This window comes from Mycobacteroides abscessus ATCC 19977, assembly GCF_000069185.1.
Taxonomy (GTDB): domain Bacteria; phylum Actinomycetota; class Actinomycetes; order Mycobacteriales; family Mycobacteriaceae; genus Mycobacterium; species Mycobacterium abscessus.
Genome location: NC_010397.1, coordinates 511,935 through 538,583 on the forward strand (window position 1 = coordinate 511,935; position 26,649 = coordinate 538,583).

The window sequence follows — 26,649 nt, forward strand, 5'->3', positions numbered from 1 at the left end:
GTGGGGTCATGGTCGGGGACGCCCCTCGCGCGATCGAGTTTGCGGTCGATGTGTTGGGCCTGCTGAGGGCTGTGGGGACGCCTATGGAGCCGTGCGCCGGGTCTTGTACAAGCTAGCGACCGTGGTGACGAGCAGGGTCACCACGATCACCGCAAGGCTTGCCAGCGTGGGAATCTCGGGCACGTGTACCGGCTCGCCGCCGTTGATGAACGGCAGTTCATTTTCGTGCAACGCGTGCAGGATCAGTTTGACGCCGATGAAGAACAAGATGAACGCCAACCCCTGCGATAGGTACACCAGACGCTTAAGCATGTCGCCGAGCAGGAAGTACAGCTGACGCAGACCCATGAGAGCGAACACATTGGCCGTGAATACCAGGTATGGCTCTTTGGTGAGCCCGTAGATGGCGGGGATCGAGTCGAGGGCGAAGAGCAGGTCGGTGGTACCCAGTGCGACGATCACCAAAAACATCGGTGTCATCAGTCGCGTTCCGTTTTCCCGCACCCACAAGCGCAGACCGTCCCACTTATCGGTGGTCCGCAGGTGCTTGCGGGCGAACTGCACTACGGCATTGTCGGCGTCGTCGTCGTGTTCGGTATCGCGCGCGAGGTTGATGGCGGTGTACACCAGGAACGCGCCAAAAAGGTAGAAGATCCAGGAGAACTGGTTGATGGCCACCGCGCCCAGGGCAATGAAGATGCCGCGGAAGATCAGGGCCAGGATGATGCCGACCAGCAGGGCTTCTTGCTGATAGACCCGGGGCACTTTGAAGCTGGCCATGATGATCAGGAAGATGAACAGGTTGTCCACCGACAGGCTGTACTCGGTGAGCCAGCCCGCGTAGAACTCCAGCCCGTACTGGCTCCCGTGGAAGAACCACACCCACAGGCCGAAGGCCACCGCAAGCCCTACGTAGATGCTGAGAGCGGTCGCGGTTTCGCGTGTCGAGGGCTCGTGGGGTTGTCGGCCGATCACGATGACGTCGACCAACAGGATCGCGACCGTGACGGCCAGGGTGATGATCCACTCGAGCTGGGACACCTGCATTTCAGAACCTCCGGTCGTCAAAACGCCGGAGGTCTCTTCCGCCGGCAGATGGCCGGCCCGCGGCACCGACCGGACCGCCAATGGCCGATGTGATGACGACACCGCAGCGAAGGAATACTCCCCTCCAGTAGTCAGTGTGCCCTACAGGCGTGGGTCATCGGAAATCGGGCCGGACGGCCGAGCTGACGTTGCGGGTTTGAATCATCGTGCGCAAGGCGGTTGACGGTGGCGGGGGCCGACGGGCACACTGCCGTCAGGTCATGAGAACCAGCGACAAGCCCTGGCTAGCTGGTCGGCAACCCTCCACCACGGTGGGGTGCTCCAGGTGACGACCTGGCCGCGCTCAACCGTGCGTGGCAAGCGTGGACTCGCCGGGCGGGTCCGGTGAGATGGGATGTCACATGTCAGTGTCCACACAAGCGGTGTCCGGGCAGCCATTCGCGCGGGTGGTCGGAGCCGACACCAAAGTTCCTTTGGCTCACGGAGGCTGGGTCAGATACGCAAACTTTGATTACGCTGCCAGCGCGCCCGCACTCTGCGATGTCGCGGACCGGGTCACCGAACTGCTGCCGTATTACGCCAGCGTGCATCGCGGCGCGGGCTACGCCTCACGGGTCTGCACCCGGCTCTATGAGGGGGCGCGGGAAACCGTCGGCCGTTTTGTCGGCGCCCGCGCCGACCACCACGTGATCTTTACCCGCAACACCACGGATTCGCTCAATCTGCTGGCGTCTGCGGTGCCAGGCGAGGTAGTTGTGCTCGATATAGAACACCACGCAAACCTGTTGACCTGGCAGCGATATGGCGCCCGGGTAGTGGCGCACCGAACGACCGTGCCGGATACCGTTGCCGCGTTGGACGAGGAGCTGGCGCGCCGGCCGACCGCGCTGCTGGCCGTCACCGGCGCGTCCAACGTCACCGGTGAGGTACTTCCGCTCGGCGAACTCGCGGCGGCAGCCCACCGGAACGGAGCGCGGATCGCCGTCGACGGTGCGCAACTGGCTCCGCACCGACGAATTGACCTGGCAGCAGCCGGGATTGACTACTTGGCGTTCTCCGGGCACAAGCTGTACGCACCGTTCGGTGCAGGAGTCCTTGTGGGGCAAGCTGACTGGCTTGACACGGCGCGGCCCTATCTGGCCGGTGGAGGCGCTGTCCGCAATGTGGATATCGATGAGGCGCAATGGTTCACCGGCCCGCAGCGGCATGAGGCGGGTACGCCCAATGTGGTCGGGGTCGCAGCGATTGCTGCCGCGTGTGAGGCGCTGACCGTCCTCGGCGACCTAGGTCACGCCGAGGACGCGCTCACCGTGCAACTGCGTGATGGGCTCGAGGCGATTGAAGGCGTTGATACGCTGCGTATTTGGGAGGGCGATCGCGACGTACTGGGCATCGTGTCTTTTACGGTCGCCGGGTATGCGCCGTCGGTTGTCGCCGCCTACCTGTCAGCCGAGCACGGTATCGGGCTGCGTGACGGACGATTCTGCGCGCACCCGCTGTTGGCCAGACTCGGCGCGCCGGGTGGTGCGCTACGGGCGAGTATCGGGCTGGGCACCACGGCCGGCGACATCGCGCGCCTGCTCGGCGCGATCAACGAACTCGTCCGGCGCGGACCGGGCTTGGCCTACATCGAGCGTGACGGTCAGATCGGACCGGTGGACGATCCGCGCCCGCTCCCGGATTTCCTGGCGGCCTGAATCCGCAATCCACATATCCGTAACTATTAATACGTGGTACTTTCAGTTCGACACATAACGGGTCGGACTGACAAGGACGTCTAATGACTAGTGCGCGTGTGCGGGACGGCGAAGCCCGCGGGCTTCGCCAGGGTGTTCCCGACCATGAGGTCGTGATCATCGGCGCCGGCTTCGGGGGTATCGGTGCCGGAGTCGAATTGACCAAAAGGGGGGTCCACGACTTTGTGATCTTGGAGAAATGGGGGGCTGCCGGCGGCACCTGGCACGCCAACAAATACCCAGGCGTCGCAGTCGACATACCGACTTTCATCTACAGCTTCTCCTACGACCAGAAGACGACCTGGTCGAAGTTCTTCACACCCGGAGACGAGCTAGAGCAGTACGCCAACGAACTCGTCGACAAGCATGAGCTGCGCGGCAAGATTCGATTCAACACACGGGTGGTGCGCCAGGATTTCGATGAGTCCCAGAATATCTGGGTGCTCACACTGGAGGGCGGCGGCGTGGTCACCGGCCGGCACGTCATCGCAGCCACCGGAGGGCTGGAGCAACCCAAGCTCCCGGAGATAGACGGTATCGACTCCTACAAGGGCGTGCTTATGCATACAGCGCTGTGGGACAAGGATATTGAGCTCGCTGGAAAGCGAGTAGCCGTCATCGGGACCGGTGCCACGTCGCTACAGATGGTTCCGGAGATCGCGCCACAGGTGGGTCATCTGACGGTGTTTCAGCGCACACCTATCTACGTGGGGCCCAAACCGGACTGGCGATACAACGGGTTCTGGCGGGCACTGTTCGGCTTCCCGGGCGTGGCCAAGGCCATTCGGCACGCCATCAATCTCAGCACCGCATACATTCCGGATGCCGTTTTCAAGCTTGATTCCAAATATGCCGAATCCGTATCGATGGCGCTGGCAAACAGGATTCGGGCGTGGATGCGTACCCAGGTCGACGATCCGGTGACTCGGGAAAAGTTGTTGCCCTACTACGGATTCGGATGCAAGCGGCCCTCGTTCTCCAATACCTATCTCAAAACCTTCAACCGTCCCAATGTGGCACTGGTGACCGAACCGATCCAGCGGATCACCGAGAAGGGACTGCTGACAGCAGATGGTGTCGAACATGAAGTGGACGTGCTGATCTGTGCCACCGGATTCGCCATCTGGGATCACATGCCCGCCTTCCCCACCACGGGGCGGGGCGGCAAGGATCTGAAGCAGTTCTTCCAAACCAATCGTTACCAGGCGTACCAGGGCGTTTCGATTCCCGACTACCCCAACTTCTTCCTCGTTCTGGGGCCGTACGGATACGTTTTCGGGCCGTATCACATGCTCATCGAGTCGACGACGACGCACGCGGCCCGCGTTATCGCAGAGACCAAGAAACGTGGTGCGACCACCGCCGAAGTCAAGCAGGACGTGCACGACGCGTACTTCCATAAGATGCACGAGCGCAACAAAAACCACCTGTGGCTTTCTCCTGCCTGCTCGACCGCCAATACGTATTACATCGACAATCACGGTGATTCCCCGTTCCGTCCTGGCGGTTTCGGCGAGATGTACTTCCACAACAAGTATTTCCGGCTGGACAACTACCGTTACGGCACCGAGACGATCGCGCCGGCGGTAGAGTCCGCGCCAAAGCGTAAGCGCAACAAGGAGGTTGTGAGATGAGGCTGCTACCCGCACCCAAACCAGGACTTGTGGTGGTGACCGGCGCCGGCAGCGGCATCGGCCGAGCCATCGCGATCCAATTCGCCAAGGGCGGGGCGGAGGTGGTGGCCTCCGATGTCGACCTGACGACGGCCCAGGAGACAGCGCAGATCATCCATGGGAAGGGGCACCGGGCGGTGGCCTTCCAGCTCGATGTCACCGATCCGGCCGCATGGGAACGGTTCGCTGAGCAGGTGCGGGCCGAGTACGGCGTGCCCGATGTTCTGGTGAACAACGCGGGCATCATGGTCGGCGGGCGTTTCTTTGATCTGGAACAGGAGCACTGGGAAAAACAGTTCCGGGTCAATGTCTTTGGTGTTGCTTATGGCGGCCGTGTGTTCGGTAAGCAGATGGCTGAACGTGGCCGTGGGGGCCAAATCGTCAACATCGCCTCGGCGGGAGCCATCACCCCGACGCCGCTGTTTCCCGCTTACTCGGCGTCGAAGGCTGCCGTCAAGATGTTGAGCGAGTGCATGCGGATGGAGCTGGGCCCCAAGGGGATAGGTGTATCTGCGGTATGTCCGGGTTTCATCAACACCAATATCGGTGTCAATGCCACCGTGGCCGGTCTTGATGTTCGCGACGATGTGCGTGAGCGGGCCAACAACATGATGAGGGCCTTCCAGTCCTCTGCCCCGATGCGGGTCCTCGACCAGTTGATCGGTCCTCCCCAGGTGGCGCGCGCGGCGGTCCGTGCGGCGCGATACAACTTCGCGGTGGCCCCGGTGCGCCCCGAGGCGTGGCTGGGTTACTTCCTGAGCAGGCTCCTGCCCGGACTGAATCGGCACTTCATGTATCCGATTCCGTATTGGCTCGGGCTGGATATCGACACGCTCATACCGAGGCTGCAGCGCCTGATCGATAACGTGGCCGAGCGCACCCCGACACCCCGGCTGACCGAGACCGAGCAGTCGCCCGTCTGATCGAGACTGATCCGCTCACCGGGAATTCAACGATGGCCCCGGCCGGCCCGCGTGGGTACCGTTGCGTCTGTGTCGACACAACATCAAACGTTTCGGGTCTTCACTGACGATGCCGCCGGATGGCTGGAACTGACCGGCGGAACGGGTGTCACCGCGCGTGTCAACGCCCCGGACCTCAAGCAGGCACAACGGGCCCGGCATTCCCTGCGAACCTCGCGTAAGGACGCCCCTGCCGTCATTTTGGACGTGTACGTGCATGTTGAGGCCGATTCACGGTCGGCGCGCAAGCATTTCGCGAGCCTGAGGGTACCGGCCGCGGTGTCGTATGCGGGCACACCGGAAGGGTTGGCGGGTCTGATCGCGGACATCTATCTGGCTGGGGTGGCCGATGGGGTCACGCTGATCCCGGTGTCGCCCACCACAGACATCGGATGTGCCGCTCGCCGGGTGCTGGCACTGTTACCGCAGCGCATCCCGCTGGCTGCCTAGGGGCGCGTTGTCGGGGGTCCCGATCACCACTCGATCACCAGTTGTCGTAACCGCCCTCGGGGCCGAGCATGCGTTCCAGCCGCGTGCGGTTGATCTTCGCAAGTTCATTGCGGGTCACCTTGCGTTCGGTGTCCGCGTCGTGATGCATGCGATCGGAGATGGCCCGCAATACCGATGCACCGTCCTGTCCGCACATATGCATGACGAAACGATGGCCGAAGTGATGTTCGTACCGATGGGCGGCGGCCCGTAACGCAGCCATCATGCCCGGTGTCTCATCGCGGATCGCGCACTGCTCGGCGTGTGAACGCACGCTTCCCGGCCGTTTGCCCAGCGGCGGATAGGCGGTCAGCATCTCGTTCAGCGATTCCTCTGAGAGCGCGAACAGTTCGTTGTCTGCGCATCGGAACAGCGCATCGTGGTCGGCGAATGGACGAGTCGCTGCGACCTTCCTGGCCCATGTCACGCTGCCACAACACTCGTACAGCGCATGCACGGCTCGGGTATCGGGCATCTGATTGAACGTGTCGCGGCCGATGCCCTGATGCATCAACATGTGACCATGATTCGACGGGTGACCTCTGTTCGCTAGAGGGTGACCGCCAATTTTGCAGGAGCTTAACGCGACGTAACATTGCGGCGAGCAATGCTGGGGAAGGAGCGGGGGACAGTGACGGATCCGGCCTGGCAGCAGTACCCGCAGGAACAGTGGCCCGTCGACGAGCCCATCCCTTATCCCGAGGATCCGAAGCCTCCGAAATGGCCGTGGATAGTCGCCGGTATCAGCGTTCTGGCGGTGCTGGCGATAGCGTTGACGTCGATCCTCGTCATCACCCGCCGCACCGAGGTGGCGGCGCCGACCACAGTGACCGTTACCCCGTCCACAACATGGACCGGGCCCAATGACGTCCCGCTACCGTCCATAACGACGACAGAGCCGCCGCCGCCCTCGCCACCTCCGCCGAATCCCAGCACCGGGGTGGAGACGCCGACAACCACCGAGGCGCCTCCGGTACCCACCACGACGGAAGCGCCCCAGCCGGTGCCGACGACAGGCCAGGGGCCGGGCGGTTCGGGACACGGCAGCAAGAGTGTCACCTACAGCGTCGGCGGCTCCGGCAGCCAGGTCAACGTCGCCTACATGACGGACACGGAGTACGTGCGGGTCGCGAACATCTCACAGCCCTGGGCGGTGACGGTGACGCGGACTCAGCGGGACAAGCCGCTCATCATGAATGTCACCATGGTGGGCGAGGGGACGATCAGCTGTTCGATCACCGTCGACGGAGTGACCGTGACGGAAAGCACCGATGTGTTCGCCGTCGTGTGTCAGGCGCCGATGCCGGGTTAGTGCCCCTGTGTCTTGAGACGCTCGAATGACGCGAGTACCTCGGCCTCGGCCTCGGCGCGGCCCACCCAGTCGGCGGCCTCGACGAATTTGCCGGGTTCCAGATCCTTGTAGTGCACGAAGAAGTGCTTGATCGAATCCAGCTCGAAGCTGGATACATCGCCGATGTCCTGGATGTGGTCCCAGCGTGGGTCGCCCGCGGGCACGCACAACACCTTGTCGTCGCCGCCGCCGTCGTCGACCATCTTGAACATGCCGACGGGCCGCGCCTCGACGATCACACCCGGGAAGACGGACTCGGGCAGCAGCACCAGTGCGTCCAGCGGATCGCCGTCCTCGCCCAGCGTGTTTTCGATGAAGCCGTAATCGGTGGGGTACGCCATAGGGGTGTAGAGGAAGCGGTCCAGACGCACTCGTCCGGTCTCGTGATCGACCTCATACTTGTTGCGCTGACCCTTGGGGATCTCGATGGTGACGTCGAACTCCACACCCGCTCCTTGAATGTCGGTGGTACTTGGCAGTCGTCTTCGCGCAAGCGCTCATCCAGCGCGCACCAGGATAGCGATACCCTGCAGAGCATGGTCACCGCCAGGGCACTTGATCCGCGTCATTGGCGGCGCTCTACCCACGCTCTGCTTGCCGTCGCCGTCGTATTGGCGATTGCCGCGCTGGTGCTGCTGGCGTCCCTGACCACGGGGGCCTCCACCGCGCATCAGTTGCAGAGCGCCGATCCGGAGCCGGCGCTGATTACCCCGGCGCCAGGTGTGGTGCCGGTTTCCGATTCGGCACCGATTCCGACGGCGGATGGTTTGGCTCAGGCGCTGGACAGGGCGTTGTCCGACCCGGCACTGGGCATGTTCACCGGCCGGGTTACCGACGCGCTGACCGGCCGTGAGTTGTGGCAGCAGGGCTCCACGGTGCCGATGGTGCCGGCCTCGACCAACAAGGTGTTGACCGCCGCGGCGGCCCTGCTCACTCTCGAACGCGACGCCAAGCTGACCACTTCGGTGGTGGCCGATACTGCCGGGCAACGCGGACTGGTGACACTGGTTGGTGGCGGCGATCCGATCGTCAGCGCGGCACCGGCAGGCACCGACACCTGGTACCGCGATGCCGCGCGAATCAGCGACCTCGCCGACCAGGTGCGCAAGTCCGGTGTCGCCGTCACCTCAATCACCGTTGATATCAGCCGATTCGGTGGGCCCTCGATGGCGCCCGGGTGGGACCCGGCCGATATCGAAGGCGGCGATGTCGCGCCCATCCAGGCGGTGATGCTCGATGCCGGACGTACGCAGCCGACCGACTATGACTCGCGCCGTTCCACCACTCCCGCCCTGGACGCGGGCCGGGCGCTCGCCGCCGCGCTCGGTGTGGACCCGGAGGCGGTGCGCCTTGACGCGGCCCCTCCGACGGCGAAATCGATTGCCTCCGTGCAATCGGCGCCGCTGATGGAGCGGCTGCGGGAGATGATGAACGCCTCCGACAACGTCATGGCGGAAACCATCGGCCGGGAGGTGGCCCTGGCCACCGGGCGTGCGCAGACCTTCTCCGGCACGGTGGACGCCGTGACAAGTCAATTGCGCAGTGCGGGGATCGATCTCACGGACCTGACATTGCGTGATTCCAGCGGACTGTCGGTGGACGACCGGGTTACCGCGCGCACGTTGGACGAGGTGATCGGAGCCGCCGCCGGCCCCGACAAGCCGAAGCTGCGACCACTTCTCGATGTGCTGCCCATCGCCGGTGGCAGCGGCACCCTGTCCGAGCGCTTTGTCACTCAGAACCAAACCTCGGCGGGGTGGTTGCGGGCCAAGACGGGATCGCTCACCGGTGTGAACACGCTGGCCGGGGTGGTCACTGACGTCAGCGGGCGGGTACTGACCTTCTCTCTGATGCAGAATCACGCCACCGCGCCCACCGCACGTAACGCGGTGGACAACACGGCTGCCGTGCTGCGGTCCTGCGGATGTAGCTGATGGCTGAGTCGGGACGGGTCGTGCAGAGCGGCGGCGTTGGAACCAAGAGTCCCGAGTTGACGGTTGGCCGCATGGTCAACTGGGAATTCGCCGCGACCGTAGGCGTCAAGTTGGCGCGGCCGGCACCGCCCACCACCGAGTACACCCGGCGGCAGGCCATCGCCGAGCTGTCAGATGCGGCGCGGCGAGCGGAGACACCAGTACGTGAGGTCACCGGTCTGGCGGACGGGCTGCTCGTGCCCGAGGCACGGGTCATCGATCGCCCGGGCTGGATCTCCGCCGCAGCGCAGTCCATGCGATTGATGGCCGGCGGTGGCGAGGGGGCAACCGGGTTCTTGTCGGGCCGTGTCACCGGGGCACAGACCGGTGCCGTGCTGGCCTTCGTCTCATCGGGGATTCTCGGTCAGTACGACCCCTTCACCGCGGACGGCGCGGGCGCGCTATTGCTGGTGTATCCGAACGTCATAGCCGTCGAACGCCAACTTCGAGTGGTCCCCAGCGACTTCCGGATGTGGGTGTGTCTGCACGAGGTGACACATCGGGTGCAATTTTCGGCCAACCCGTGGCTGGCCGACTACATGTCGGGGACCCTCGCGACACTCGCCCACGAGCAAGAGGAGGACGTGGCCGGCATGCTGGGCAGGCTGGCCGACTTTGTCCGCTCGTCCAGAAGTCAGGGGCACAACGGCATCGTCGAGCTACTGCGTGCCATGCAGTCCGACAGCGGTCGGGACGCCCTGGACCGTCTGTTGGTATTGGGCACCCTGCTGGAGGGGCATGCCGATCACGTCATGGATGCGGTGGGCCCGGCCGTGGTCCCGTCGGTGGCGTCCATCAGGTCCCGGTTCGAGGCCCGGCGTTCACGCAAACAGCCGCCGCTGCAGCGGATCATCCGTGCGCTCATCGGCATGGACGCGAAGATGCGCCAGTACACCCGGGGCAAGAAGTTCGTCGACCACGTGGTCGGAAAGGTCGGCATGGAGCGCTTCAACACCATCTGGCGCGATCCGCAGACCCTGCCCCAGCCTGCCGAGATCGAGGATCCGGACCAGTGGATCGACCGAGTTCTCTAGCGCTGCGCGGGGCAGTCAAAGCATTTGCTGCTCAGTACCTTCCGGACGTGACGGAAGTGGCGGTTGCTCTTTCGGGTGGTGCGGATTCATTGGCCCTGGCGGCTGCCGCCGTCGCGCGGGCTTGGTCGGTGACGGCCCTTATCGTCGATCATGGTCTGCAGCAGGACTCCGCGCAGGTCGCGGCGCGGGCACGCAGTCAGGCGCTGGCCTTGGGATGTTCTGACGCGGTTGTTCTTTCCGTGACGGTCGACGGCGTGGGCGGTCTTGAGGCGGCGGCCCGCAGTGCGCGGTATGCGGCGCTCGAACAGGCCAGGGACGGAAGACCGGTGCTCCTTGCCCACACTCTCGATGACCAGGCCGAGACGGTGCTCTTGGGGCTCGGTCGAGGATCCGGCGCGCGTTCCATCGCCGGAATGCGCCCCTGGGATGATCCGTGGGGGCGACCATTTCTGGATCGTCGTCGTACCGAGACCCGTTCTTACTGTGATGAATTGGCGATCACCGCCTGGGAAGACCCACACAATGTGGATTCCCGCTTCGTGCGGGTACGCCTGCGCCACGAGGTGCTACCGCTGCTCGAGGAGGTGCTCGGTGGTGGAGTGGCCGAGGCGCTTGCTCGTACCGCGCTCTCATTGCAGGACGACGGCGACGCACTTGATGCGCAGGCCCGTGCGGCTTTTCCGGGCGCACAGGGCCTGGCGATCTCGGATCTGCGCGGCCTGACACCCGCGGTCCGGCGTCGGGTTATCAGGCTCTGGTTATTGGCCGGCGGTGCACAGGACTTGAACGACAACCAGATTCGGGCGGTGGACGCGTTGGTCACGCAGTGGCGGGGGCAGGGCGGCGTGGCCGTGGGCGCCGATCTGCGCTACCAGCGACTGGTGGCGTCCCGATCCGGGGAGCAGCTGGTGCTTTCGGTACACGACGTCGCTAGGTGATCGCGAAGTCGCCGCGTATCGGTGACGTGAGTGTGCGGCGATAGTCCACCGGCGGCCAGGGCCACAGTTCTGGCACTCCGTCGGCGCCCAGGTACCAGCTGTCGCATCCGGTGGACCACACGGTGTTGGGCATCGCCCGGCGCATCTGGGTGTTGAACGTCTCTGCGGCATGCGCCGTCGGAGCGACTGACTGCATTCGACCGGAACGAATTTCGTCTATCCAATGCATCGCGAACTTGACCTGTGTTTCGGCGATCGAGATGAGCGAGTTGTTGCCGATCGGACTGTTGGGCCCGATCAAGAGGAAGAAGTTCGGGAACCCGGCGAGTCCCACGGCTCGATAGGCGCGGGGTCCGTCGCTCCACGCGTCACTGAGCTTGATGCCGTCGCGTCCGAGGACCTCCATCGGGCGTAGGTATGAGTGCGCGTCGAAACCAGTGGCGCACACCAGGATATCCAACTCGTGTAGGACTCCGTCGTTGGTGATAACACCCTGCGGCACAACGCGGTCGATTCCGCCGGTGAGCACCGAGACATTGGGTCGCTGTACCGCCTTGAAGAATGGCACCGACATGACCAATCGCCGGCACAGTGGTTCATAGTCGGGATGCAGCTTTTCGCGCAGTGTCGCGTCGCGGATGAGCAGCCGATGCGACGCTCGTACGAAGCCCTGGATGAGCTTGCGACGTGCGCCCGGGATCACCACCGAGCCGCCCACTCCACGTTCGAAGTAGAAGCGCCACAACAGATAGGAGATTCTATTGAGGACAGGTATGCGTGACCAGATGGATTTCGACAGCGCCGAGTAGGTGAAGTTGGGAACCGGCGCGACCCACTGTGCGGAACGTTGGAACACCGACAAGTGCTGCACCTGTTCGGCGAGTGCTCCGATGATCTGTACCCCGGAGGAACCGGTCCCAATGAGCCCGACCCGCTTGCCGATGTACGGCACCGAATGATCCCAGCGTGCGGAGTGAAAGCAGGGTCCGGCGAAACTCTGCAATCCTTCGATTTCAGGGAGGCGCGGCAGATGCAGCACTCCGGTGGCGCCCACCACGACATCGGCGATATCGCGACCGCCGTCGGAAAGTTCTAGTTCCCAATGGGATTGGCCTGGCTCATCGACCCATTCGGCGCGAGTCACGGCGGTGCCGAAGCGGATATTGCGGCGCAGGTCCTGCTGGTCGGTGAATCTCACGAAGTACTGGTGTATCTCCGATCCCGGTGAAAATCCCTTACTCCAGCGGGGGTTCGGGGCGAACGAATATGAGTAGTAGCGTGAGGGCACATCGCATTGCAGGCCGGGGTAGGTGTTGTCCCGCCAGGTACCGCCGACCTCGTCGGCCTTCTCGTAGACGGTGAAGTTGGTGATGCCGCGATGCCGGAGGGTGGAGGCCATGCAGAGGCCCGACATGCCCGCGCCGATCACCACCACGCGGATATCGCGGGATCGTGTCTTTTCGACCGCTGTGTAAGCGCCATTGCTCACGTTTCCATAGTGGCCTATTTCGTAAACAAAGTCACTAGGCAATCGGGATGAGCGGCTTGCGCGAGGACAGCCCGGGGGAGGTCGGCTTGGAGAGCTTGTGTACTCCATGGCACGCTGTCGGTCGTGACCTGCGAACAGGATCAGGCATGCGGCGAGCAATACAGCGGCGACGTGAAATCGGTACTCCTCACCGAGGAGCAGATTCGCGCCAAGACCCAGGAGCTCGGCGCCGCCATCGGCGAGAAGTACCGGGACATCGAGGGTGACCTGCTGCTGGTGACCGTGCTCAAGGGTGCCGTCATGTTTGTCTCGGATCTGGCACGCGCCATCCCGATCCCCACTCAGATGGAATTCATGGCCGTCAGTTCATACGGCTCGGCAACCTCGTCCTCCGGCGTGGTACGCATTCTGAAGGACCTGGATCGGGACATCCAGAACCTCGATGTCCTCATCGTCGAGGACATCATCGATTCCGGACTGACCTTGAGCTGGCTGATGCGCAACCTTGCCTCACGCGGCCCGCGCTCGCTCAACGTGGTCTCGCTGCTGCGCAAGCCCGAGGCCAAGAAGGTCGACGTGGACGTGGCCCTCGTCGGATTCGAGATTCCGAACGAGTTCGTCGTCGGTTATGGACTCGATTACGGCGAGCGGTACCGCGATCTGCCCTTTATCGGCACGCTGCACCCACGGGTCTACACCGACTAGTCCAGCTCCCACGCAACGGTGATCGCCGCGCTGACGGCGTGCTGACCGGCCTCGACGGGTGGTCCACTCGAGGCCCGCAGCATGGCGAACTCGGCCCGCGGATGCGGCGAGGCAGTACCGCCGGTCTCATCGATGCGCAGCACCTTGCCCAGTGTTCTGCCCGCGAGAGCGGCATACTGCTCGGCCCGGGTCTTGGCATCGGAAAATGCCCGCTCGCGTGCCAGTGCGGCGAGCGCGGTGCTGTCCTGCAGGTCGAAGCTCACTCCGGACAGCTGCGCTGCCTCGCCTCCCGCGGTGACGGCCTTGTCCAGCACATCGGAGACCTTCGAGAGGTCCCGGACGATGATCCGCACCGAGTTGTCGGCGGCATAGCCCGTGATCCGGTTGCCATCGAACTGTGGGTGCACCGACATCCACGCGGTGCGAACATCGTCGGCGGCCACGCCGGCGTCGATCACCGCGTCGATCACCGCGCGCGCCTTGGCCTTCACGTCGGCCATCACCCCGGCGATGCGGCGGGACCGCACCGACACCCCGACGGTCGCCATGAATACGTCGGGACTGCCGCTGGCCTCGCCATGGCCGACAACCGTGATGTCGCCCATGGTCTAGTCGAGTTCCCAGATGACGCTCACCTGGAAGGACACCGTCTGCTGACCGGGCTCCAGCGGTGGGGCGAATGACGCGTCGGCTTGCATGGGGGCCCGCTTGCCCATCGGCGGAGGGGGCGGAGGCACCGAACCGTGAGATTCGTCGATGCGTAGCACCTTGCCCAGCGTGGAGCCCGACAGGGCTGCGTACTGCTCGGCACGGGACTTGGCGTCGTTGAAGGCACGTTCGCGCGCGCCCTTCATCAGGTCGGCGTCGTTGTCGAGGTCGAAGCTGACACCGGACAGCCGGGCGGCATCGCCGCCGGCCTGCACCGCCTTGTCCAGGACCTCGGAGGCCTTCTTGAGGTCACGGACATTGATGCGCACCGAGTTGGTGGCGTTGTAGCCGGTGATACGGGTGGGTCCGCCCGGCGGGTACGTCTGCTCCGGCTGGATAGACAGCTCGTTGGTCTGCACATCCTCACGGGCTACTCCGGCGCCGACCACGGCGTCGATCACTGCCTGTGCCTTCTGGTTCGCTTGCGACAGCGCACCGGACACGTCCTTGGCGGTCACGGACACGCCGACGTCGGCGCGTAGTACATCCGGTGCGCCTTTGACCTCGCCCTTGCCGACAACGGTCACGTTGCGACTGGATTCCGGCCCGCCGGTGGAATCGTCACCACAGCCGGCGAGAAGAACCGCCAGCGCGGCGGCACCGGCTATGGCGGTAGTCCGGGTCAGTGCTTTTCGTGCTAGTACCCGCATGTCACTTCCTGTCCTCCCCAACCTTCATGGCACCACCAAGATCTTGCAGTGGCGCTCGGGATCGCCGAGATCGGCAAATGCCGAACCGACATCTTCCAGACCTACCTCACCTGTGACGAGCGGCGCAACATCGATCTCACCGTGCGCGATTCGACGCAGCGTTTCGGAGAACTCGGCGGGCTCGTAGGCGAGCACGAACTGCACCGCAACTTCCTTGGCGATCCCGAAATAGGGGGTGATGGCATCGGGCTCCATGCAGACGCCCACGACCACCACTCGTGCGCTGCGCGGCGCGTCGCGCAAGACCTCGTTGAGGATGCCCGGCACTCCAACGGCCTCGAAGATCACGGGCGCACCCGCGCCTATCCGGGACCAGGCGTGGAAGGTGGGCTCGATCTTGGGGTCGACCACCTGGTGCGCGCCCATGCGTTGGGCCAGATCGCGCCGGGCAGAGGAGTAGTCGGAGGCGACGATTGGCTCGATGCCCAGGTTGTGCAGGGCGGCGATCACGGCAATACCGACGGGGCCACAACCGATGACGATTGCTCCGGTGCCCGGCTGGATGGCCGACTTGTTAACGGCATGCAGGCCCACGGCCATGGGTTCGGTCAGGGCCGCGTGCCGGGGATCGAGGCCGTTGGGGATGGGCAGCAGCAGCGGCGCACTGAGCAGCATCTGTTCGGCATAGCCGCCGAGGGTGGTGTTGCTGTAGACGATGGGTTCGAGGCCCTTGGCAGACAGGAGGATTGGAATTGAGGTCACCGCGGTTCCGGAGGCGGGTGCTTGCGTCCGCGGCCCGGCCTCGATCACTTCTGCCGCGAACTCGTGGCCCATGAAAACATCGGTGCTTAAGTCGACGCCATCGGTGAGGCTGGGCATGCCCACCATCTGTTTGGACAGCTCGATGGCCCGCGCCCCGTGTTTGGCGAAATGCAGGTCGGATCCGCAGATGCCGCAAGCGGACACCTTGACCAGCACCTGTCCCTCGCCCGGTGTAGGGCTGGGCACATCATCGCGATAGACCATTGAGCCGTTGCGTAGCACCGACGCCCGCATCAGTGCGATGCCTTCTGCGCCACGTGCTCACCGATAGCCTTGGCGACCGCGTCGCCCGCGCGCCCCAGTAGTTCGCCTCGCTTGGCCTGGGCCCAGTCGTGGGATGCTTGCGCGGCGGTGAGCTGGCCGGTGAAATGTGGAATTACCTTGCGGGCGAATAGTTCATAAGACTTGAACGTCGCCTCCGGTGCTGCCCAGTCATGCCCGAGCATCAGGAAGGTGCCAAACCCGCCTGACGTGTCGAGTAGGCCCTGGATGTATTCGATGGCGTCCTCGGGCGTCCCGATGCAGCAGTTCCCTTCGTCGGCGTAAGCCTTGACGAACTCATGCGGGTCGATAGCGCCATCAGCACCGTCCGCACTGTTGGCCAGTGGCAATACCCCGACCGCGCCGAAGTAGTGAGCGTAGTCGGGCAGTCCGTAGGTGCAATCCGCGATGGCCTGATCGCGTGTCTCGGCCAGGTGCATGATGCCGAGGACCCGCCAGCTTGATCGGTCGGGTTCGGGATGGCCGTGGATTTCCGCTTGCTCGCGTACGACTTCCCAGGCGTTCTCCAGCGCGGCGAACCCGCCCGGGATCGACGCGGACAACGACAGCAGGCCCGCTCCCAGCTTGCCTGCCAGCCGTGGACCAGACGGCGAAAACATGGCGGCGGTGAGTATTTCCGGATACGGATGGGTGTACGGGCGTAGTTGTAGTTGGGCGTCCCGCAGCGTGAACCAGGACGTTTCGCGGTTGATCCGTTCTTGTGGTGTCGCGCGCAGTAGCGCGAGGATCGCCTCAAGCGACTCTTCCTGCATGCGTCTTTGGTCTACGGGATCGATGCCCATCATGTACGCGTCGGTGGGTAACGCGCCGGGGCCGGTACCGAAGATGACGCGGCCACGGGTGATGTGGTCCAACAGAATCCAGCGGTCTACCACCATCAACGGGTGATGGTAGGGCAGCGACACGACCCCGGTACCCAGTTTGATGTGCTTGGTGCGTTCGGCAGCGGTGGCGATGAAAACCTCTGGGCAGGAAATTAATTCGTACCCGCCGGAATGATGTTCGCCAAACCATGCCTCGTGATACCCCAGGCGATCCAGCGCGACCACTCGATCCAGGTCGTATTCCAGTGCCGTGGTGGGATTTTGGCCGACGGGATGAAACGGAGTGATGAAGGCGCCGAAACGCAGAGGCGGCGCGGACATCAGTGCACAACCTCGCGCAGGAACGCCAGGAGCGCGGCGTTGACCTCCAACGGCCGCTCTTGCTGGATCCAGTGCCCGGCCCCATCGATCAGGAGGTCGCCCCGGTTATCGGTCCGGTACTTCGCGCTTCCCGCATGGTCGGTGAATCCGAGTACCGGATCTGCGGCGCCCGCGATGAAGAGCGAGGGCACTACCACGTTAGCGCCCGCAAGACGCTCGGTGAGAGCCCAATTGCGGTCGAAGTTCCGGTACCAGTTCAGGCCGCCGGTGAATCCGGTTCGGGCGAATTCGGTGATGTAATGGTCCAACTCGTCCTGGCTCAGCCATTCGGGCAGCTCGCCGGGATCCGGCATGCGCTCAACGAATCCCGCGGGCCCGGGTGCGATCATCGTGGCGCCGTCGATGCGGGCCATCCCAGCCATCATGCGGCGCATCGTGGTTGCCGGGTCCCGGTTGAGATCGGCGTCGGCGACGCCCGGTTCTTGGAAGTACAGGATGTAGAAGAAGTTGTCGCCGAACAGTTTGTTCCACGCCTGTGTGGGCGGGACCTGACTGCGCCGGGTGAAGGGCACCGAGAGGCCGACCACTCCGGACACGCGTTCGGGGACGGCGAGCGCGGTATGCCAGGTGACCACGGCGCCCCAGTCGTGTCCGACGAATGTCGCCTTTCCGGCCCCCACGTCATCGAGAATTCCGAGGAGGTCATCCGAGAGCGCCTCGATGTTGTAGTCATCGATGTGCGCGGGCATGCTTGATCTGCCGTAGCCCCTCTGATCGGGAGCGATGACGTGGTATCCCGCGGCTGCCAGTGCGGGAATCTGATGGCGCCAGGAATATGCCAGCTCGGGGAACCCGTGGGACAGAATGACTGCCGGTTGGCCGGGCTCGCCTGCCTCGACTATGCGCAGGTGCACCCCATTGGTGGCGATGTCACGTTCCCGGATATCCACAGCGGCATCGGTCATGAGCGCATTCTCACCTTCCGGGGGCGTCCAACAGCCTTGTCGTCGCGCGTTGTGATTGCCACTAAACCACAACGCGCATCCCCCGACCAGGGACCGCGGCCGTCGGTCATATCGGGCCGCGGAGTTCATCGCCACCGAGACGGTGGCGGTCATGTGGGCTGGCTCGTTGGGGCCGGCCGCCTTCGGTGAGTCGATGAGTAGTCGAGTTGTTAAGCCGCGCAACGATATCTGACAAGCAGAGCACCACTGTCCGGGGCGGCGGTGGTGCTCTGCACCGGGGTCGGGGGGACGATCGCCCGGTTGACATGGTGTGCGGGTGAATGTCGAGAGGCCGCGCACTACGCCTAATTATGTCGCACACATTTGTACTCGGAATATTAGACACTCCGGCGATCTTGTCAACCGTCTCGGTGGAGACCGGTCATGCTTGTCTTCGGCGTGGTCGAATTGTGTTGAAGCGGTGGTTGTTCAGGCCGCCGCGGGTCCGGCGGCGAGAATGCGTTCGTAGTCCCACGGGGCGGGGGGTTTGATGGATGGGGGTGTCCATTCGGTGGTCCACCGACCCTCTGGATGAGCCACCTCGACCGGGCTGACGCCCAGCATCGATTGTGCCTCTCGGTATGGAAGCTCAAGCAGCTCCTCCCAGGGCGCCGCCATCAGCAGGTCGGCGCGACGTCCACGTTCGACGGCCTGCCGGTAGTAGCGCAGCTTGAACGGTATGGAGGCGCCGGGCAGGGTGAGGGCTCCGAACAGTCCGAGCTTCCCCAGCGGCCCGGCAGGTTCCATTTGTCCGCAATGGAATCCGATATTGGCCACTTCGCCGGCGACGTCGGGGCCATAGCCGCCGATGGTGTGAAACATGTCGTGCAGTGCGGTGCCCCGGATGACCATGTAGTAGAAGTCGTCATCCCAGTTGTTCTTCTCGGCGATTGGTCTGATGATGCTGGATTCGCCGAACACGCCAGCGTCGAGTTTGTTGGTATTCAGAAACGAGAGGTACGCGTGCCCCAAGCTGCCGAATGGCAGCGAGCTCAGGTAGTCCACGTCACCGAGCACCGAGAGTAGGTCTGGTTTGTGCTTGAACAGCTTGCGGCCGTTCGGGTGAGAGCGCACCTGGTAGTAGGCGCGCGCGAAGACGGGCGCCTCCATACCGAGAAATGCCTCGTAGATGTCCCCGTGGTACTTGGCGTCGATGAGCATTCGCCAGGCTTTGAGCCAGGGGGTCCAGGTCGTGCGGTCGGGCACCACCCCATCGGGATTAGAGTATTTGGCCAGGTCGTTGGGCATACGGCTAATAATAGACAGATCAACTAAAGTGTCAATATATTGTTTGAGGAGGCGGCGAGAGGATGGCCCGCAAGGCGCAGGGCGAGGACAAGGCTCCCCGCGGCCGCGGCAGGCCGCCGGGCGGCGGTAATACCGCACAGCAGGCGCAGGAGCAGCTGCTCGATGCCGCCGAACGCCTGTTCATCGCACGCGGATACGCCGCGTCCACGATGGAAGCCATTGCGCGGGAAGCCGGATACAGCCGCGCGGTGGTGTATCGGCATTTTCGCAATCGTGACGACTTGATGGACGCCCTGGTGGTTCGCGCGACCATGAACGAGATCACCAACATGATCGGACGCCTGATGGCACTGAAGAGCCTCGCCGAGATCATCCCGGAATCACTCGTGATCGTCTCGGTGGAGGTCGGTGCCAATCCGCTACTGCGGGTGCTGGCCGACCGTGACGATCGCGGCACGGTTGCGTCGCTGATTGTGGACGCCCCCAACCTCATTGATCTGTTGACGGCTATGTACGCGGGCGTATTCAGCACCCGGATGGCGGAGGTGCGTCAGGGCGTCCGGCCCGAGGACGCGGCGCGCTACGTACTGTCGGTCGCGTTGTCCCTGCTGCTGGGGCTGATACCGGGAACCGACGATCCCGAGCAGGTTCGGCGTTACGTAAGGGTCTTCGTCCTGCCCACGCTGCTCGCGGATCCGCCACAACCGGAGGCGGTCTTCATTTAGCGCGCCGTGGTCCGGGCCTTGATGAGGTCGATCACGATGTTGGGAATCTCATCCGCGTTACGTGCGACTCGGCTGCCGGCACCCGGTGTGGCGTCCGAAATCTGTTTGAGGACAGTGGCATCGGCATCCTCGGTGATGCCCAGGGTGATCAGGACGACGGGTCGTGCCGGATCCTGCTCCTTCTTGAGCGTCGCGAGTAGTTGCTCCAGTGAGATGCCGTTGGGATCCTCGTTCGAGCCGTCCGTGATGATCACCACGCTGTTGATGTAGTGGGGGTCGTAGGTCGACTGCACCTTGCGGAACGCCGCGCGCGCGGTGTCATACAGGCCGGTCCCACCGCCGACCAGTGCGTCCAGGCCGTGGCCTTCATCGGCCAGCAGCTGGCGTTGAGTCTTGTCGCCGACTTTCTCGCCGAGCGTGCGGATGGGGAGCAGTTCCTTCCAGTCCTGGCCGGGGCCACCCTTGTCGATCGAGAAGGCCCACAGGCCGATCTGCGCGTTCTCCGGAAACAACGGAAGGCCGTTGTCGATTGCCTGGCTAAGCAGGCCGACACGCGTGGTCGGACCGGCGGAGAATTTCATCGAGCCGGACACGTCAAGCACGGCAAGCATGCGGGAAGGCAAGGCCAGCACCGCGTATCGGCGCATTGCCGTATCGAATGCCGTCAAGTCGTTGACGGTGAGCGCTTCCACGGCGCCGACGCCATTGCCCTGCAGTGGTGCGAAATCCGGCCCGCGGAAACCGGCGGCCGCCAAGGCCTCTCTCCCGCGGTCGCCCGAGAGGCGTTCAGCGAGCACCTCGCCGGAGCGTTTCGCATCGGCATGCCGGTCGTTGGCGGGTTCGGTCACGGCAATCGGATAGTTCAGGGTGGGTGCGCCGGTCGCCGGAACGAGGGCGGCGAGCGTGGTGTCCGGGTGCTTGGCGTTGTAGTCGAGCAGCTGTTGCTCTGTTGAGACCGCCAGACCGCCGGTTTTGGCCACCTCTTCGAGCCGTTCCTGCACGCTGCTCTGCTTGGTGTTGGTCAGTTGCGCTTGGGCAACCGGAACGAGCGCTGCGGTGATGGCGTTGGGATCGCTCTTGCCCTGTTCGGCCTCGGCGAGGGCGCCCAGCACGGGGCCGGCCGAGACGGAGTCTTCCAGCGGATTGCCGATTCGCAGACCCGGCTGCTTCAACACGCTCAACCACGAGTCGAAGGTTGGGGTCTGACCCGGTTTGGCCGCCACCACGATCGGGGTTCTGGCCACCGATTGACTTGCCGAGTCCAGTGCTGCGCCGGTGGCACGCATCTGCCTGGCCAGCCACAGGGACGAATCGGGGAGCCACAGCGCGGGTGCGCCGCCGGGCTTGCCGATGGTCGCGGCGGTGGTGGCGGAGGGTTTGGCGGTCACGGTGAATTGTGCGCAGCCCAATTCCTTGGCACCGGCGCCGTCAATCGCCTTCGACACGGCCGGAGTGATCGCCGGGTCGGCGGAGACGGCGACGGTCCGAACGTCACCGCATCGCTCGGATAACTTCTCATAGGCGAAAAACCCAAGCCCGCCGAGCAGGAGGGCAACGGCGGCCAACGCGATCCACTTGGTCAGGCCTAAGCCCCCTGAGTGTTGTTGCCTTCTGCGATGGCGTTCACTGTGGCGACCAGGCATGACTGGACCTCTTCGTTCTCGGCCGCACGCAGACCTGGTGCCCGCGTCGTGAGGCTCGGGCGATAGTACCGTGAACAAGATCACTGTCCGAAGGGCTGAGCAGGCGGTTGACCGCTATGGAGGGGGATTGATGCGGGTGCTGGTCGGGCTGCTGCTGTGCGCGCTGTTAGCTGGGTGTTCTCTGGATTTCGGTCCGACGGATGTCGAGGTACCGGTGGCCGAGGCCCAGGCATTCGGGCGGATCGACATCCCTGCAGGGGTACAGGTGCTCAAGGTTCGGATGGATCACGGCATCGACACCATCTACAGGGTCGTAGTGCGGGCCAGCGAGCACCAGGTGGGCACGATCTTGCGGAACTCGAAGTTCACCGAGCCCTTCCGGCCCGTGCCGGACCCTTCCGCGCTGACGGTCATCGCAGGTCCTCCGTTGTCTGGGGCCGCCAACGTCACGGAAGCTCAAGACCATGTCGAGAAGCCCTGGGTATACCGCCATATCGTCCAGGACATCAGGTCGCCCGACGAGGTTTACCTGCACATGAGCCTCTTCAACACCTGACGGCGCGTGCCGCCAGGGGACTACCTCCGTTTCACCCTGGGCGTAGTGCACGCCACAGATGCGAACATGCAGGTGAGGTAGCCTGAGAGTTCTTGATGAATACCTCTATGGCTTCCTATGGCCTGCCCCATGACTACGGAAGGACCGGGCCGCTGACCGCGGCCGACGCTGTATGAACCGGACAAACGTGTTTCGCACCCTGGGCGTCATCGTGGTGGTGCTGCTGCTGGGGTGGTCGTTCTTCTACTTCAGCGACGACACCCGCGGTTACAAGCCCGTGGACACCACGGTCGCGATCAAGCAGATCGACACCGACAACGTCAAAAGCGCCCGCATTGACGACCGTGAGCAGCAGCTGCGGCTGGACCTGAAGGCCGCCAACGGTGATACCGAAGGTAAGGACAAGGTCATCACCAAGTACCCCACCGGGTACGGGGTGCCATTACTGGAGAAGCTCAACGGCAAGGGCGCGGCCGTCAACACGACGGTCAACCAGGGCAGCATCCTGGGATCGCTGCTGCTGTACCTGCTGCCGGTGATCCTGCTGGTGGTGCTGTTCTTCGCGTTCAGCCGGATGCAGTCCGGGGGCCGGGGCATGGGATTCGGTTTCGGTAAATCGCGTGCCAAGCAGCTGTCCAAGGACATGCCCAAGACCACCTTCGCCGACGTGGCAGGTGTCGACGAGGCGGTCGAGGAGCTCTACGAGATCAAGGACTTCCTGCAGAACCCGTCGCGGTATCAGGCGCTCGGTGCCAAGATCCCGCGTGGCGTGCTGCTCTATGGCCCGCCCGGCACCGGTAAGACGCTGTTGGCCCGTGCGGTCGCCGGTGAGGCAGGAGTGCCGTTCTTTACCATCTCCGGCTCCGACTTCGTGGAAATGTTTGTGGGCGTTGGCGCTTCGCGCGTGCGTGACCTGTTTGAGCAGGCCAAGCAGAACAGTCCCTGCATCATTTTCGTCGACGAGATCGACGCAGTCGGACGGCAGCGTGGCGCCGGCCTGGGCGGTGGGCACGACGAGCGTGAACAGACCCTGAACCAGCTGTTGGTGGAGATGGATGGCTTCGGTGACCGGCAGGGTGTCATCCTGATCGCCGCGACCAACCGCCCCGACATCCTGGATCCGGCACTGTTGCGTCCCGGTCGTTTCGACCGGCAGATCCCGGTGTCCAGCCCCGACCTGGCGGGCCGCAAGGCCGTGCTCAAAGTCCATTCGGCGGGCAAGCCCTTCGGCCCCGATGTCGACTTCGATGGCCTGGCCAAGCGCACCGTCGGCATGTCCGGTGCCGACCTTGCCAACGTGATCAACGAGGCGGCGTTGCTCACGGCCCGTGAGAACGGCACCGTGATCACGGCTGCCGCGCTGGAGGAGTCGGTCGACAGGGTCGTTGGTGGTCCCCGTCGCAAGGGGCGCATCATCAGCGAGCACGAAAAGAAGATCACCGCGTATCACGAGGCCGGCCACACGCTGGCTGCCTGGGCCATGCCCGATATCGAGCGGGTGTACAAGGTGACCATCTTGGCGCGTGGGCGTACCGGCGGACACGCCATAGCGGTTCCCGAGGATGACAAGGGCCTGGCCACCAGGTCGGAAATGATCGCGCAGCTGGTCTTCGCGATGGGCGGCCGGGCGGCCGAAGAACTCGTGTTCCGGGAGCCGACCACCGGTGCGGTGTCCGATATCGAACAGGCCACCAAGAAGGCCCGTGCGATGGTCACCGAGTTCGGGATGAGCGCCAAGCTCGGAGCGGTGCGCTACGGCACTGAACACGGTGATCCGTTCCTGGGCCGCACGATGGGCACCCAGGCTGATTACTCCCATGAGGTCGCCCGCGAAATCGATGAGGAGGTGCGCAATCTCATCGAGGCGGCGCACACCGAGGCATGGGCGATCCTCACCGAGTACCGGGATGTGCTGGACACCCTGGCCGGCGCACTGCTGGAGAAGGAAACGGTGGTCCGTAAGGAACTCGAGGAAATCTTCTCCGGCGTCCAGCGCCGTCCGCGGTTGACCATGTTCGACGACTTTGGCGGTCGTATCCCCTCCGACAAGCCGCCCATCAAGACGCCCGGCGAGCTTGCTATCGAACGTGGCGAACCCTGGCCCCCACCGGTCCCGGAGCCCGCGTTCAAGAAGGCCATCGCCGAGCAGGCGGCTGCGGCGGCGCCCGCCAATGGGGTGCCACCGGCGCCTGCGGGTCCGCATGGACATCTCCCCAACGGCCAAGGTGGACAGCCCGTTCCGCCTGGAGTCAACTATGGGGCTCCCGCCGGCTGGCACGCACCCGGCTGGCCTCCCCCCGGGCAGGCTCCGCACCCGCAGCCGGGCTATCAGCCATATCCGCCGCAGCCCTACCCGTACCCGGTGCCGACTCCGCATCAGCAGCCGGGCCCGGCTCCGGACGAGGGCAGCGAGAGCAAGGGCTGATATGAACTCGCCCGAGACGGCCGAGTACAACGGCCATCCGACCGGTCACGTCTTCGACCAGGCACGTGCCGAGGCCGCGGTCCGTGAACTGCTCTATGCGGTGGGTGAAGACCCGGATCGGCATGGCTTGGCGGATACACCGGCCCGCGTCGCGCGTGCGTACAGGGAGATTTTCGCCGGGCTCTACACCGATCCGGATACCGTGCTGAACACCACCTTCGACGAGCAGCATGACGAGCTGGTGTTGGTGAAGTCGATACCGATGTACTCGACGTGTGAACATCACCTGGTGTCGTTCCACGGCGTCGCACATGTCGGATACATCCCCGGCCAGCACGGCCGCGTCACGGGGCTCTCGAAAATCGCTCGCTTGGTTGACCTTTACGCGAAACGACCGCAGGTGCAGGAGCGTCTGACAGCGCAGATCGCCGACGCGCTGGTGCGCAAGCTCGAGCCGCGCGGAGTGATCGTCGTGGTGGAAGCCGAGCATCTGTGCATGGCCATGCGCGGCGTACGCAAGCCCGGTGCGACTACCACGACCTCCGCCGTACGGGGTCAGTTCAAACGTGACGCCGCTTCCCGGGCCGAGGTTCTTGACTTGATGATGAGGACATGATCGCTGGCGTGACGGAAACTCCCGCACTGACCCACATCCTGGGAGTCGTCAATGTCACCGACGACTCCTTCTCTGACGGTGGACGATTCGTCCGTCAATCGGACGCGGTAGCGCACGGCCTGGCGCTTGCGTCCGCGGGCGCGGACATCATCGATGTCGGTGGCCAGTCGACTCGGCCTGGTGCGGCGCCGATCAGGCAGAAGATCGAGATGCAACGTGTCATCCCGGTGATCAAAGAGCTTGCCAGTCATGGCATCAACATCAGTGTGGACACCATGCGTGCGGAGGTCGCGGCCGCCGCGATCGATGCCGGCGCGAACATGGTCAACGATGTCTCGGGCGGCAGGTCCGACCCGGAGATGGCGCAGCTGATCGCGCAACGAGGTGTTCCTTGGATTCTGATGCATTGGCGTTCAAAGGATTTCATCCACACACCGGCTACCCGAAACTATCGCGATGTGGTCGCCGACGTTTCTCGTGAGCTGATGGAGTCGGTGGCGGTGGCGGTCAACGCGGGTGTCTCACCGGACAAGCTCATCCTCGACCCGGGCCTGGGCTTCGCCAAAACCGCACACCACAACTGGCTGCTGCTGCAAGCGATCCCGGACCTGCAAGAACTGGGCTACCCGATCTTGATCGGTGCGTCCCGCAAACGGTTCCTGGGCTCGCTGCTTACCGACCTCAAGGGTGTGGAGCGGCCGCCCGACGGCCGTGAAACCGCGACGGCCGTCATCACCGCGCTGGGTGCGCTGCACGAGGTGTGGGGGGTACGTGTCCATGACGTGACGGCCTCGATGGACGCGTTGAAGGTGGTGCGCGCCTGGGAGACCGGCGGTGCGGAAACCGTCGAAGAGGGTGAAGAAGAAGCCCAAGAGGCAGCCGCCCCGGAACCGCCGCCCGCGCCGGAATCCCCGCCCGTGACCATCGCGCAGGATGAGGTCACCACCGAGGTGACGGTGCGCACCGCACGGCCCGAGCCCAGTAAGACCGCGGGTGGCAGGTGGCGTCGGGAGGTGGCGCAACGCGGCGCCAAAGGTGAACCGAAATGACCGACCGTATCGAGCTGCGTGGGTTGAAAGTATTTGGCTACCACGGAGTTTTTGAGCATGAGCGTCGTGATGGACAGGAGTTTTCGGTCGACATCACTGTCTGGCTGGACCTCGATACGGCGGCGGCCACCGATCAGCTGGCCGACACACTTGACTACGGAGACTTGGCTCAGCGCGCGGCCGCGATCGTGTCGGGGCCGCCGCGCAATCTCATCGAGTCCGTCGCGGGTGCGATCGCCGAGGACGTGATGACCGACTCACGAGTTCACGCGGTGGAGGCGGTGGTGCATAAGCCGAACGCGCCGATTCCGTTGACGTTCGGCGATGTGGCGGTGGTGGCCCGTCGCTCCCGGCGATCTCGGTCCGGGGCGCGGTAGCG

The 26,649-nt window shown here is 64.2% G+C and carries 26 protein-coding genes and 1 riboswitch; of the genes, 15 read left to right on the forward strand and 11 right to left on the reverse strand.

Annotated elements, in window-relative coordinates; genetic code table 11:
• Positions 1–81: 81 nt before the first annotated feature.
• Positions 82–1,047 (reverse strand): TerC family protein, encoded by a 966-nt coding sequence (locus MAB_RS02745; protein ID WP_005113122.1) that lies wholly within the window; start codon positions 1,045–1,047, stop codon positions 82–84.
• Between the two features lie 256 nt (positions 1,048–1,303).
• A riboswitch (SAM riboswitch) is annotated at positions 1,304–1,416 on the forward strand.
• A 32-nt stretch (positions 1,417–1,448) separates the two neighbouring features.
• On the opposite strand from MAB_RS02745, the gene MAB_RS02750 reads away from it, so the two are divergent.
• The 4 genes from MAB_RS02750 to MAB_RS02765 all read left to right on the forward strand — a co-directional run bounded on the left by MAB_RS02750 (position 1,449) and on the right by MAB_RS02765 (position 5,868).
• Positions 1,449–2,744 carry an aminotransferase class V-fold PLP-dependent enzyme gene (locus tag MAB_RS02750; protein ID WP_012296326.1) on the forward strand — a complete coding sequence of 432 codons (1,296 nt, stop codon included), beginning with the start codon at positions 1,449–1,451 and terminating at the stop codon, positions 2,742–2,744.
• Between the two features lie 83 nt (positions 2,745–2,827).
• Entirely contained in the window at positions 2,828–4,417 is a 1,590-nt protein-coding gene (locus MAB_RS02755) for a flavin-containing monooxygenase (RefSeq protein WP_005092149.1), read from the forward strand.
• Entirely contained in the window at positions 4,414–5,379 is a 966-nt protein-coding gene (locus MAB_RS02760; protein ID WP_005113124.1) for an SDR family NAD(P)-dependent oxidoreductase, read from the forward strand. The genes MAB_RS02755 and MAB_RS02760 overlap by 4 nt, the downstream gene beginning before the upstream one ends.
• A gap of 51 nt (positions 5,380–5,430) precedes the next feature.
• Positions 5,431–5,868 carry a hypothetical protein gene (locus MAB_RS02765; RefSeq protein ID WP_005083463.1) on the forward strand — a complete coding sequence of 146 codons (438 nt, stop codon included), beginning with the start codon at positions 5,431–5,433 and terminating at the stop codon, positions 5,866–5,868.
• Between the two features lie 34 nt (positions 5,869–5,902).
• Here the strand turns inward: MAB_RS02765 and MAB_RS02770 are convergent, their stop codons facing one another.
• Complete coding sequence (locus MAB_RS02770) at positions 5,903–6,424, reverse strand: 2-oxo-4-hydroxy-4-carboxy-5-ureidoimidazoline decarboxylase (protein ID WP_005064897.1); 522 nt, start codon at positions 6,422–6,424, stop codon at positions 5,903–5,905.
• A 114-nt stretch (positions 6,425–6,538) separates the two neighbouring features.
• Between MAB_RS02770 and MAB_RS02775 the strand changes: the two genes are divergently transcribed.
• A complete protein-coding gene (locus tag MAB_RS02775; protein WP_005083462.1) occupies positions 6,539–7,219 on the forward strand; it encodes an MmpS family transport accessory protein in 681 nt (226 codons plus the stop codon).
• On the opposite strand, the gene MAB_RS02780 is transcribed toward MAB_RS02775, so the two are convergent.
• Complete coding sequence (locus MAB_RS02780) at positions 7,216–7,704, reverse strand: inorganic diphosphatase (RefSeq protein WP_005064895.1); 489 nt, start codon at positions 7,702–7,704, stop codon at positions 7,216–7,218. The genes MAB_RS02775 and MAB_RS02780 overlap by 4 nt on opposite strands.
• A 90-nt stretch (positions 7,705–7,794) precedes the next feature.
• Between MAB_RS02780 and dacB the strand changes: the two genes are divergently transcribed.
• From dacB to tilS, 3 genes are read left to right on the forward strand one after another with little or no spacing between them, the layout of a single operon-like run.
• Positions 7,795–9,192: a D-alanyl-D-alanine carboxypeptidase/D-alanyl-D-alanine endopeptidase gene (gene dacB / locus MAB_RS02785; protein WP_005113125.1), complete on the forward strand. Its 1,398-nt coding sequence runs from the start codon at positions 7,795–7,797 to the stop codon at positions 9,190–9,192.
• A complete protein-coding gene (locus MAB_RS02790) occupies positions 9,192–10,265 on the forward strand; it encodes a zinc-dependent metalloprotease (RefSeq protein WP_005092152.1) in 1,074 nt (357 codons plus the stop codon). Before dacB ends, MAB_RS02790 begins: the two co-directional genes overlap by 1 nt.
• A gap of 56 nt (positions 10,266–10,321) precedes the next feature.
• Positions 10,322–11,203 (forward strand): tRNA lysidine(34) synthetase TilS, encoded by an 882-nt coding sequence (gene tilS / locus MAB_RS02795; protein WP_005092153.1) that lies wholly within the window; start codon positions 10,322–10,324, stop codon positions 11,201–11,203.
• Here tilS and MAB_RS02800 read toward each other — a convergent pair.
• Positions 11,196–12,692, reverse strand: a complete 1,497-nt coding sequence (locus MAB_RS02800; RefSeq protein ID WP_005113127.1) for a flavin-containing monooxygenase — start codon at positions 12,690–12,692, stop codon at positions 11,196–11,198. The two genes, tilS and MAB_RS02800, sit on opposite strands and share 8 nt — an antisense overlap.
• A 123-nt stretch (positions 12,693–12,815) precedes the next feature.
• On the opposite strand from MAB_RS02800, the gene hpt reads away from it, so the two are divergent.
• Positions 12,816–13,397 (forward strand): hypoxanthine phosphoribosyltransferase, encoded by a 582-nt coding sequence (gene hpt / locus MAB_RS02805; RefSeq protein ID WP_005064891.1) that lies wholly within the window; start codon positions 12,816–12,818, stop codon positions 13,395–13,397.
• Here the strand turns inward: hpt and MAB_RS02810 are convergent.
• The 6 genes from MAB_RS02810 to MAB_RS02835 all read right to left on the reverse strand — a co-directional run bounded on the left by MAB_RS02810 (position 13,394) and on the right by MAB_RS02835 (position 19,256).
• Positions 13,394–14,002, reverse strand: a complete 609-nt coding sequence (locus MAB_RS02810) for an SIMPL domain-containing protein (RefSeq protein ID WP_005113129.1) — start codon at positions 14,000–14,002, stop codon at positions 13,394–13,396. The two genes, hpt and MAB_RS02810, sit on opposite strands and share 4 nt — an antisense overlap.
• A 3-nt stretch (positions 14,003–14,005) precedes the next feature.
• Positions 14,006–14,755: an SIMPL domain-containing protein gene (locus MAB_RS02815; RefSeq protein WP_005113130.1), complete on the reverse strand. Its 750-nt coding sequence runs from the start codon at positions 14,753–14,755 to the stop codon at positions 14,006–14,008.
• Between the two features lie 24 nt (positions 14,756–14,779).
• Entirely contained in the window at positions 14,780–15,811 is a 1,032-nt protein-coding gene (locus MAB_RS02820) for a zinc-binding dehydrogenase (protein WP_005113131.1), read from the reverse strand.
• On the reverse strand, positions 15,811–17,004 hold the full coding sequence (locus tag MAB_RS02825) for an LLM class flavin-dependent oxidoreductase (protein ID WP_005113133.1): 1,194 nt from the start codon (positions 17,002–17,004) through the stop codon (positions 15,811–15,813). Before MAB_RS02825 ends, MAB_RS02820 begins: the two co-directional genes overlap by 1 nt.
• On the reverse strand, positions 17,004–17,969 hold the full coding sequence (locus MAB_RS02830; RefSeq protein ID WP_012296328.1) for an alpha/beta fold hydrolase: 966 nt from the start codon (positions 17,967–17,969) through the stop codon (positions 17,004–17,006). Before MAB_RS02830 ends, MAB_RS02825 begins: the two co-directional genes overlap by 1 nt.
• 468 nt (positions 17,970–18,437) lie before the next feature.
• Entirely contained in the window at positions 18,438–19,256 is an 819-nt protein-coding gene (locus MAB_RS02835) for a Coq4 family protein (protein WP_005083453.1), read from the reverse strand.
• Positions 19,257–19,318: 62 nt separating this feature from the next.
• Between MAB_RS02835 and MAB_RS02840 the strand changes: the two genes are divergently transcribed.
• Positions 19,319–19,981, forward strand: a complete 663-nt coding sequence (locus MAB_RS02840) for a helix-turn-helix domain-containing protein (RefSeq protein ID WP_005086856.1) — start codon at positions 19,319–19,321, stop codon at positions 19,979–19,981.
• On the opposite strand, the gene MAB_RS02845 is transcribed toward MAB_RS02840, so the two are convergent.
• Positions 19,978–21,546 carry a substrate-binding domain-containing protein gene (locus MAB_RS02845; RefSeq protein WP_005113135.1) on the reverse strand — a complete coding sequence of 523 codons (1,569 nt, stop codon included), beginning with the start codon at positions 21,544–21,546 and terminating at the stop codon, positions 19,978–19,980. The genes MAB_RS02840 and MAB_RS02845 overlap by 4 nt on opposite strands.
• A gap of 208 nt (positions 21,547–21,754) precedes the next feature.
• Here MAB_RS02845 and MAB_RS02850 point away from each other — a divergent pair, with 208 nt between their 5' ends.
• From MAB_RS02850 to folB, 5 genes are all read left to right on the forward strand, one after another.
• The gene (locus tag MAB_RS02850) at positions 21,755–22,180 is read left to right on the forward strand and encodes a hypothetical protein (protein ID WP_005083450.1); all 426 of its coding nucleotides are present in this window, start codon (positions 21,755–21,757) and stop codon (positions 22,178–22,180) included.
• 172 nt (positions 22,181–22,352) lie between these two features.
• The gene (ftsH, locus tag MAB_RS02855) at positions 22,353–24,605 is read left to right on the forward strand and encodes an ATP-dependent zinc metalloprotease FtsH (RefSeq protein WP_005113928.1); all 2,253 of its coding nucleotides are present in this window, start codon (positions 22,353–22,355) and stop codon (positions 24,603–24,605) included.
• 1 nt (position 24,606) lies between these two features.
• On the forward strand, positions 24,607–25,221 hold the full coding sequence (folE, locus tag MAB_RS02860; RefSeq protein WP_005113137.1) for a GTP cyclohydrolase I FolE: 615 nt from the start codon (positions 24,607–24,609) through the stop codon (positions 25,219–25,221).
• The gene (gene folP / locus MAB_RS02865) at positions 25,218–26,270 is read left to right on the forward strand and encodes a dihydropteroate synthase (RefSeq protein ID WP_005086850.1); all 1,053 of its coding nucleotides are present in this window, start codon (positions 25,218–25,220) and stop codon (positions 26,268–26,270) included. The genes folE and folP overlap by 4 nt, the downstream gene beginning before the upstream one ends.
• The gene (gene folB / locus MAB_RS02870) at positions 26,267–26,647 is read left to right on the forward strand and encodes a dihydroneopterin aldolase (RefSeq protein ID WP_005113138.1); all 381 of its coding nucleotides are present in this window, start codon (positions 26,267–26,269) and stop codon (positions 26,645–26,647) included. The genes folP and folB overlap by 4 nt, the downstream gene beginning before the upstream one ends.
• Positions 26,648–26,649 lie beyond the last annotated feature (2 nt).

Bases quoted from the DNA above. Each gene is read 5' to 3' on its own strand.
- MAB_RS02755 (WP_005092149.1), top strand. From the start codon at position 2,828: ATGACTAGTGCGCGTGTGCGGGACGGCGAAGCCCGCGGGCTTCGCCAG.
- ftsH (WP_005113928.1), top strand. From the start codon at position 22,353: ATGAACCGGACAAACGTGTTTCGCACCCTGGGCGTCATCGTGGTGGTG.
- MAB_RS02840 (WP_005086856.1), top strand. From the start codon at position 19,319: ATGGCCCGCAAGGCGCAGGGCGAGGACAAGGCTCCCCGCGGCCGCGGC.
- MAB_RS02810 (WP_005113129.1), bottom strand. From the start codon at position 14,002: ATGGGCGACATCACGGTTGTCGGCCATGGCGAGGCCAGCGGCAGTCCC.
- MAB_RS02815 (WP_005113130.1), bottom strand. From the start codon at position 14,755: ATGCGGGTACTAGCACGAAAAGCACTGACCCGGACTACCGCCATAGCC.
- MAB_RS02820 (WP_005113131.1), bottom strand. From the start codon at position 15,811: ATGCGGGCGTCGGTGCTACGCAACGGCTCAATGGTCTATCGCGATGAT.
- MAB_RS02830 (WP_012296328.1), bottom strand. From the start codon at position 17,969: ATGACCGATGCCGCTGTGGATATCCGGGAACGTGACATCGCCACCAAT.
- MAB_RS02835 (WP_005083453.1), bottom strand. From the start codon at position 19,256: ATGCCCAACGACCTGGCCAAATACTCTAATCCCGATGGGGTGGTGCCC.
- MAB_RS02850 (WP_005083450.1), top strand. From the start codon at position 21,755: ATGCGGGTGCTGGTCGGGCTGCTGCTGTGCGCGCTGTTAGCTGGGTGT.
- MAB_RS02790 (WP_005092152.1), top strand. From the start codon at position 9,192: ATGGCTGAGTCGGGACGGGTCGTGCAGAGCGGCGGCGTTGGAACCAAG.
- MAB_RS02745 (WP_005113122.1), bottom strand. From the start codon at position 1,047: ATGCAGGTGTCCCAGCTCGAGTGGATCATCACCCTGGCCGTCACGGTC.
- dacB (WP_005113125.1), top strand. From the start codon at position 7,795: ATGGTCACCGCCAGGGCACTTGATCCGCGTCATTGGCGGCGCTCTACC.
- MAB_RS02750 (WP_012296326.1), top strand. From the start codon at position 1,449: ATGTCAGTGTCCACACAAGCGGTGTCCGGGCAGCCATTCGCGCGGGTG.
- MAB_RS02770 (WP_005064897.1), bottom strand. From the start codon at position 6,424: ATGTTGATGCATCAGGGCATCGGCCGCGACACGTTCAATCAGATGCCC.
- folB (WP_005113138.1), top strand. From the start codon at position 26,267: ATGACCGACCGTATCGAGCTGCGTGGGTTGAAAGTATTTGGCTACCAC.
- MAB_RS02760 (WP_005113124.1), top strand. From the start codon at position 4,414: ATGAGGCTGCTACCCGCACCCAAACCAGGACTTGTGGTGGTGACCGGC.
- MAB_RS02825 (WP_005113133.1), bottom strand. From the start codon at position 17,004: ATGTCCGCGCCGCCTCTGCGTTTCGGCGCCTTCATCACTCCGTTTCAT.
- folE (WP_005113137.1), top strand. From the start codon at position 24,607: ATGAACTCGCCCGAGACGGCCGAGTACAACGGCCATCCGACCGGTCAC.
- folP (WP_005086850.1), top strand. From the start codon at position 25,218: ATGATCGCTGGCGTGACGGAAACTCCCGCACTGACCCACATCCTGGGA.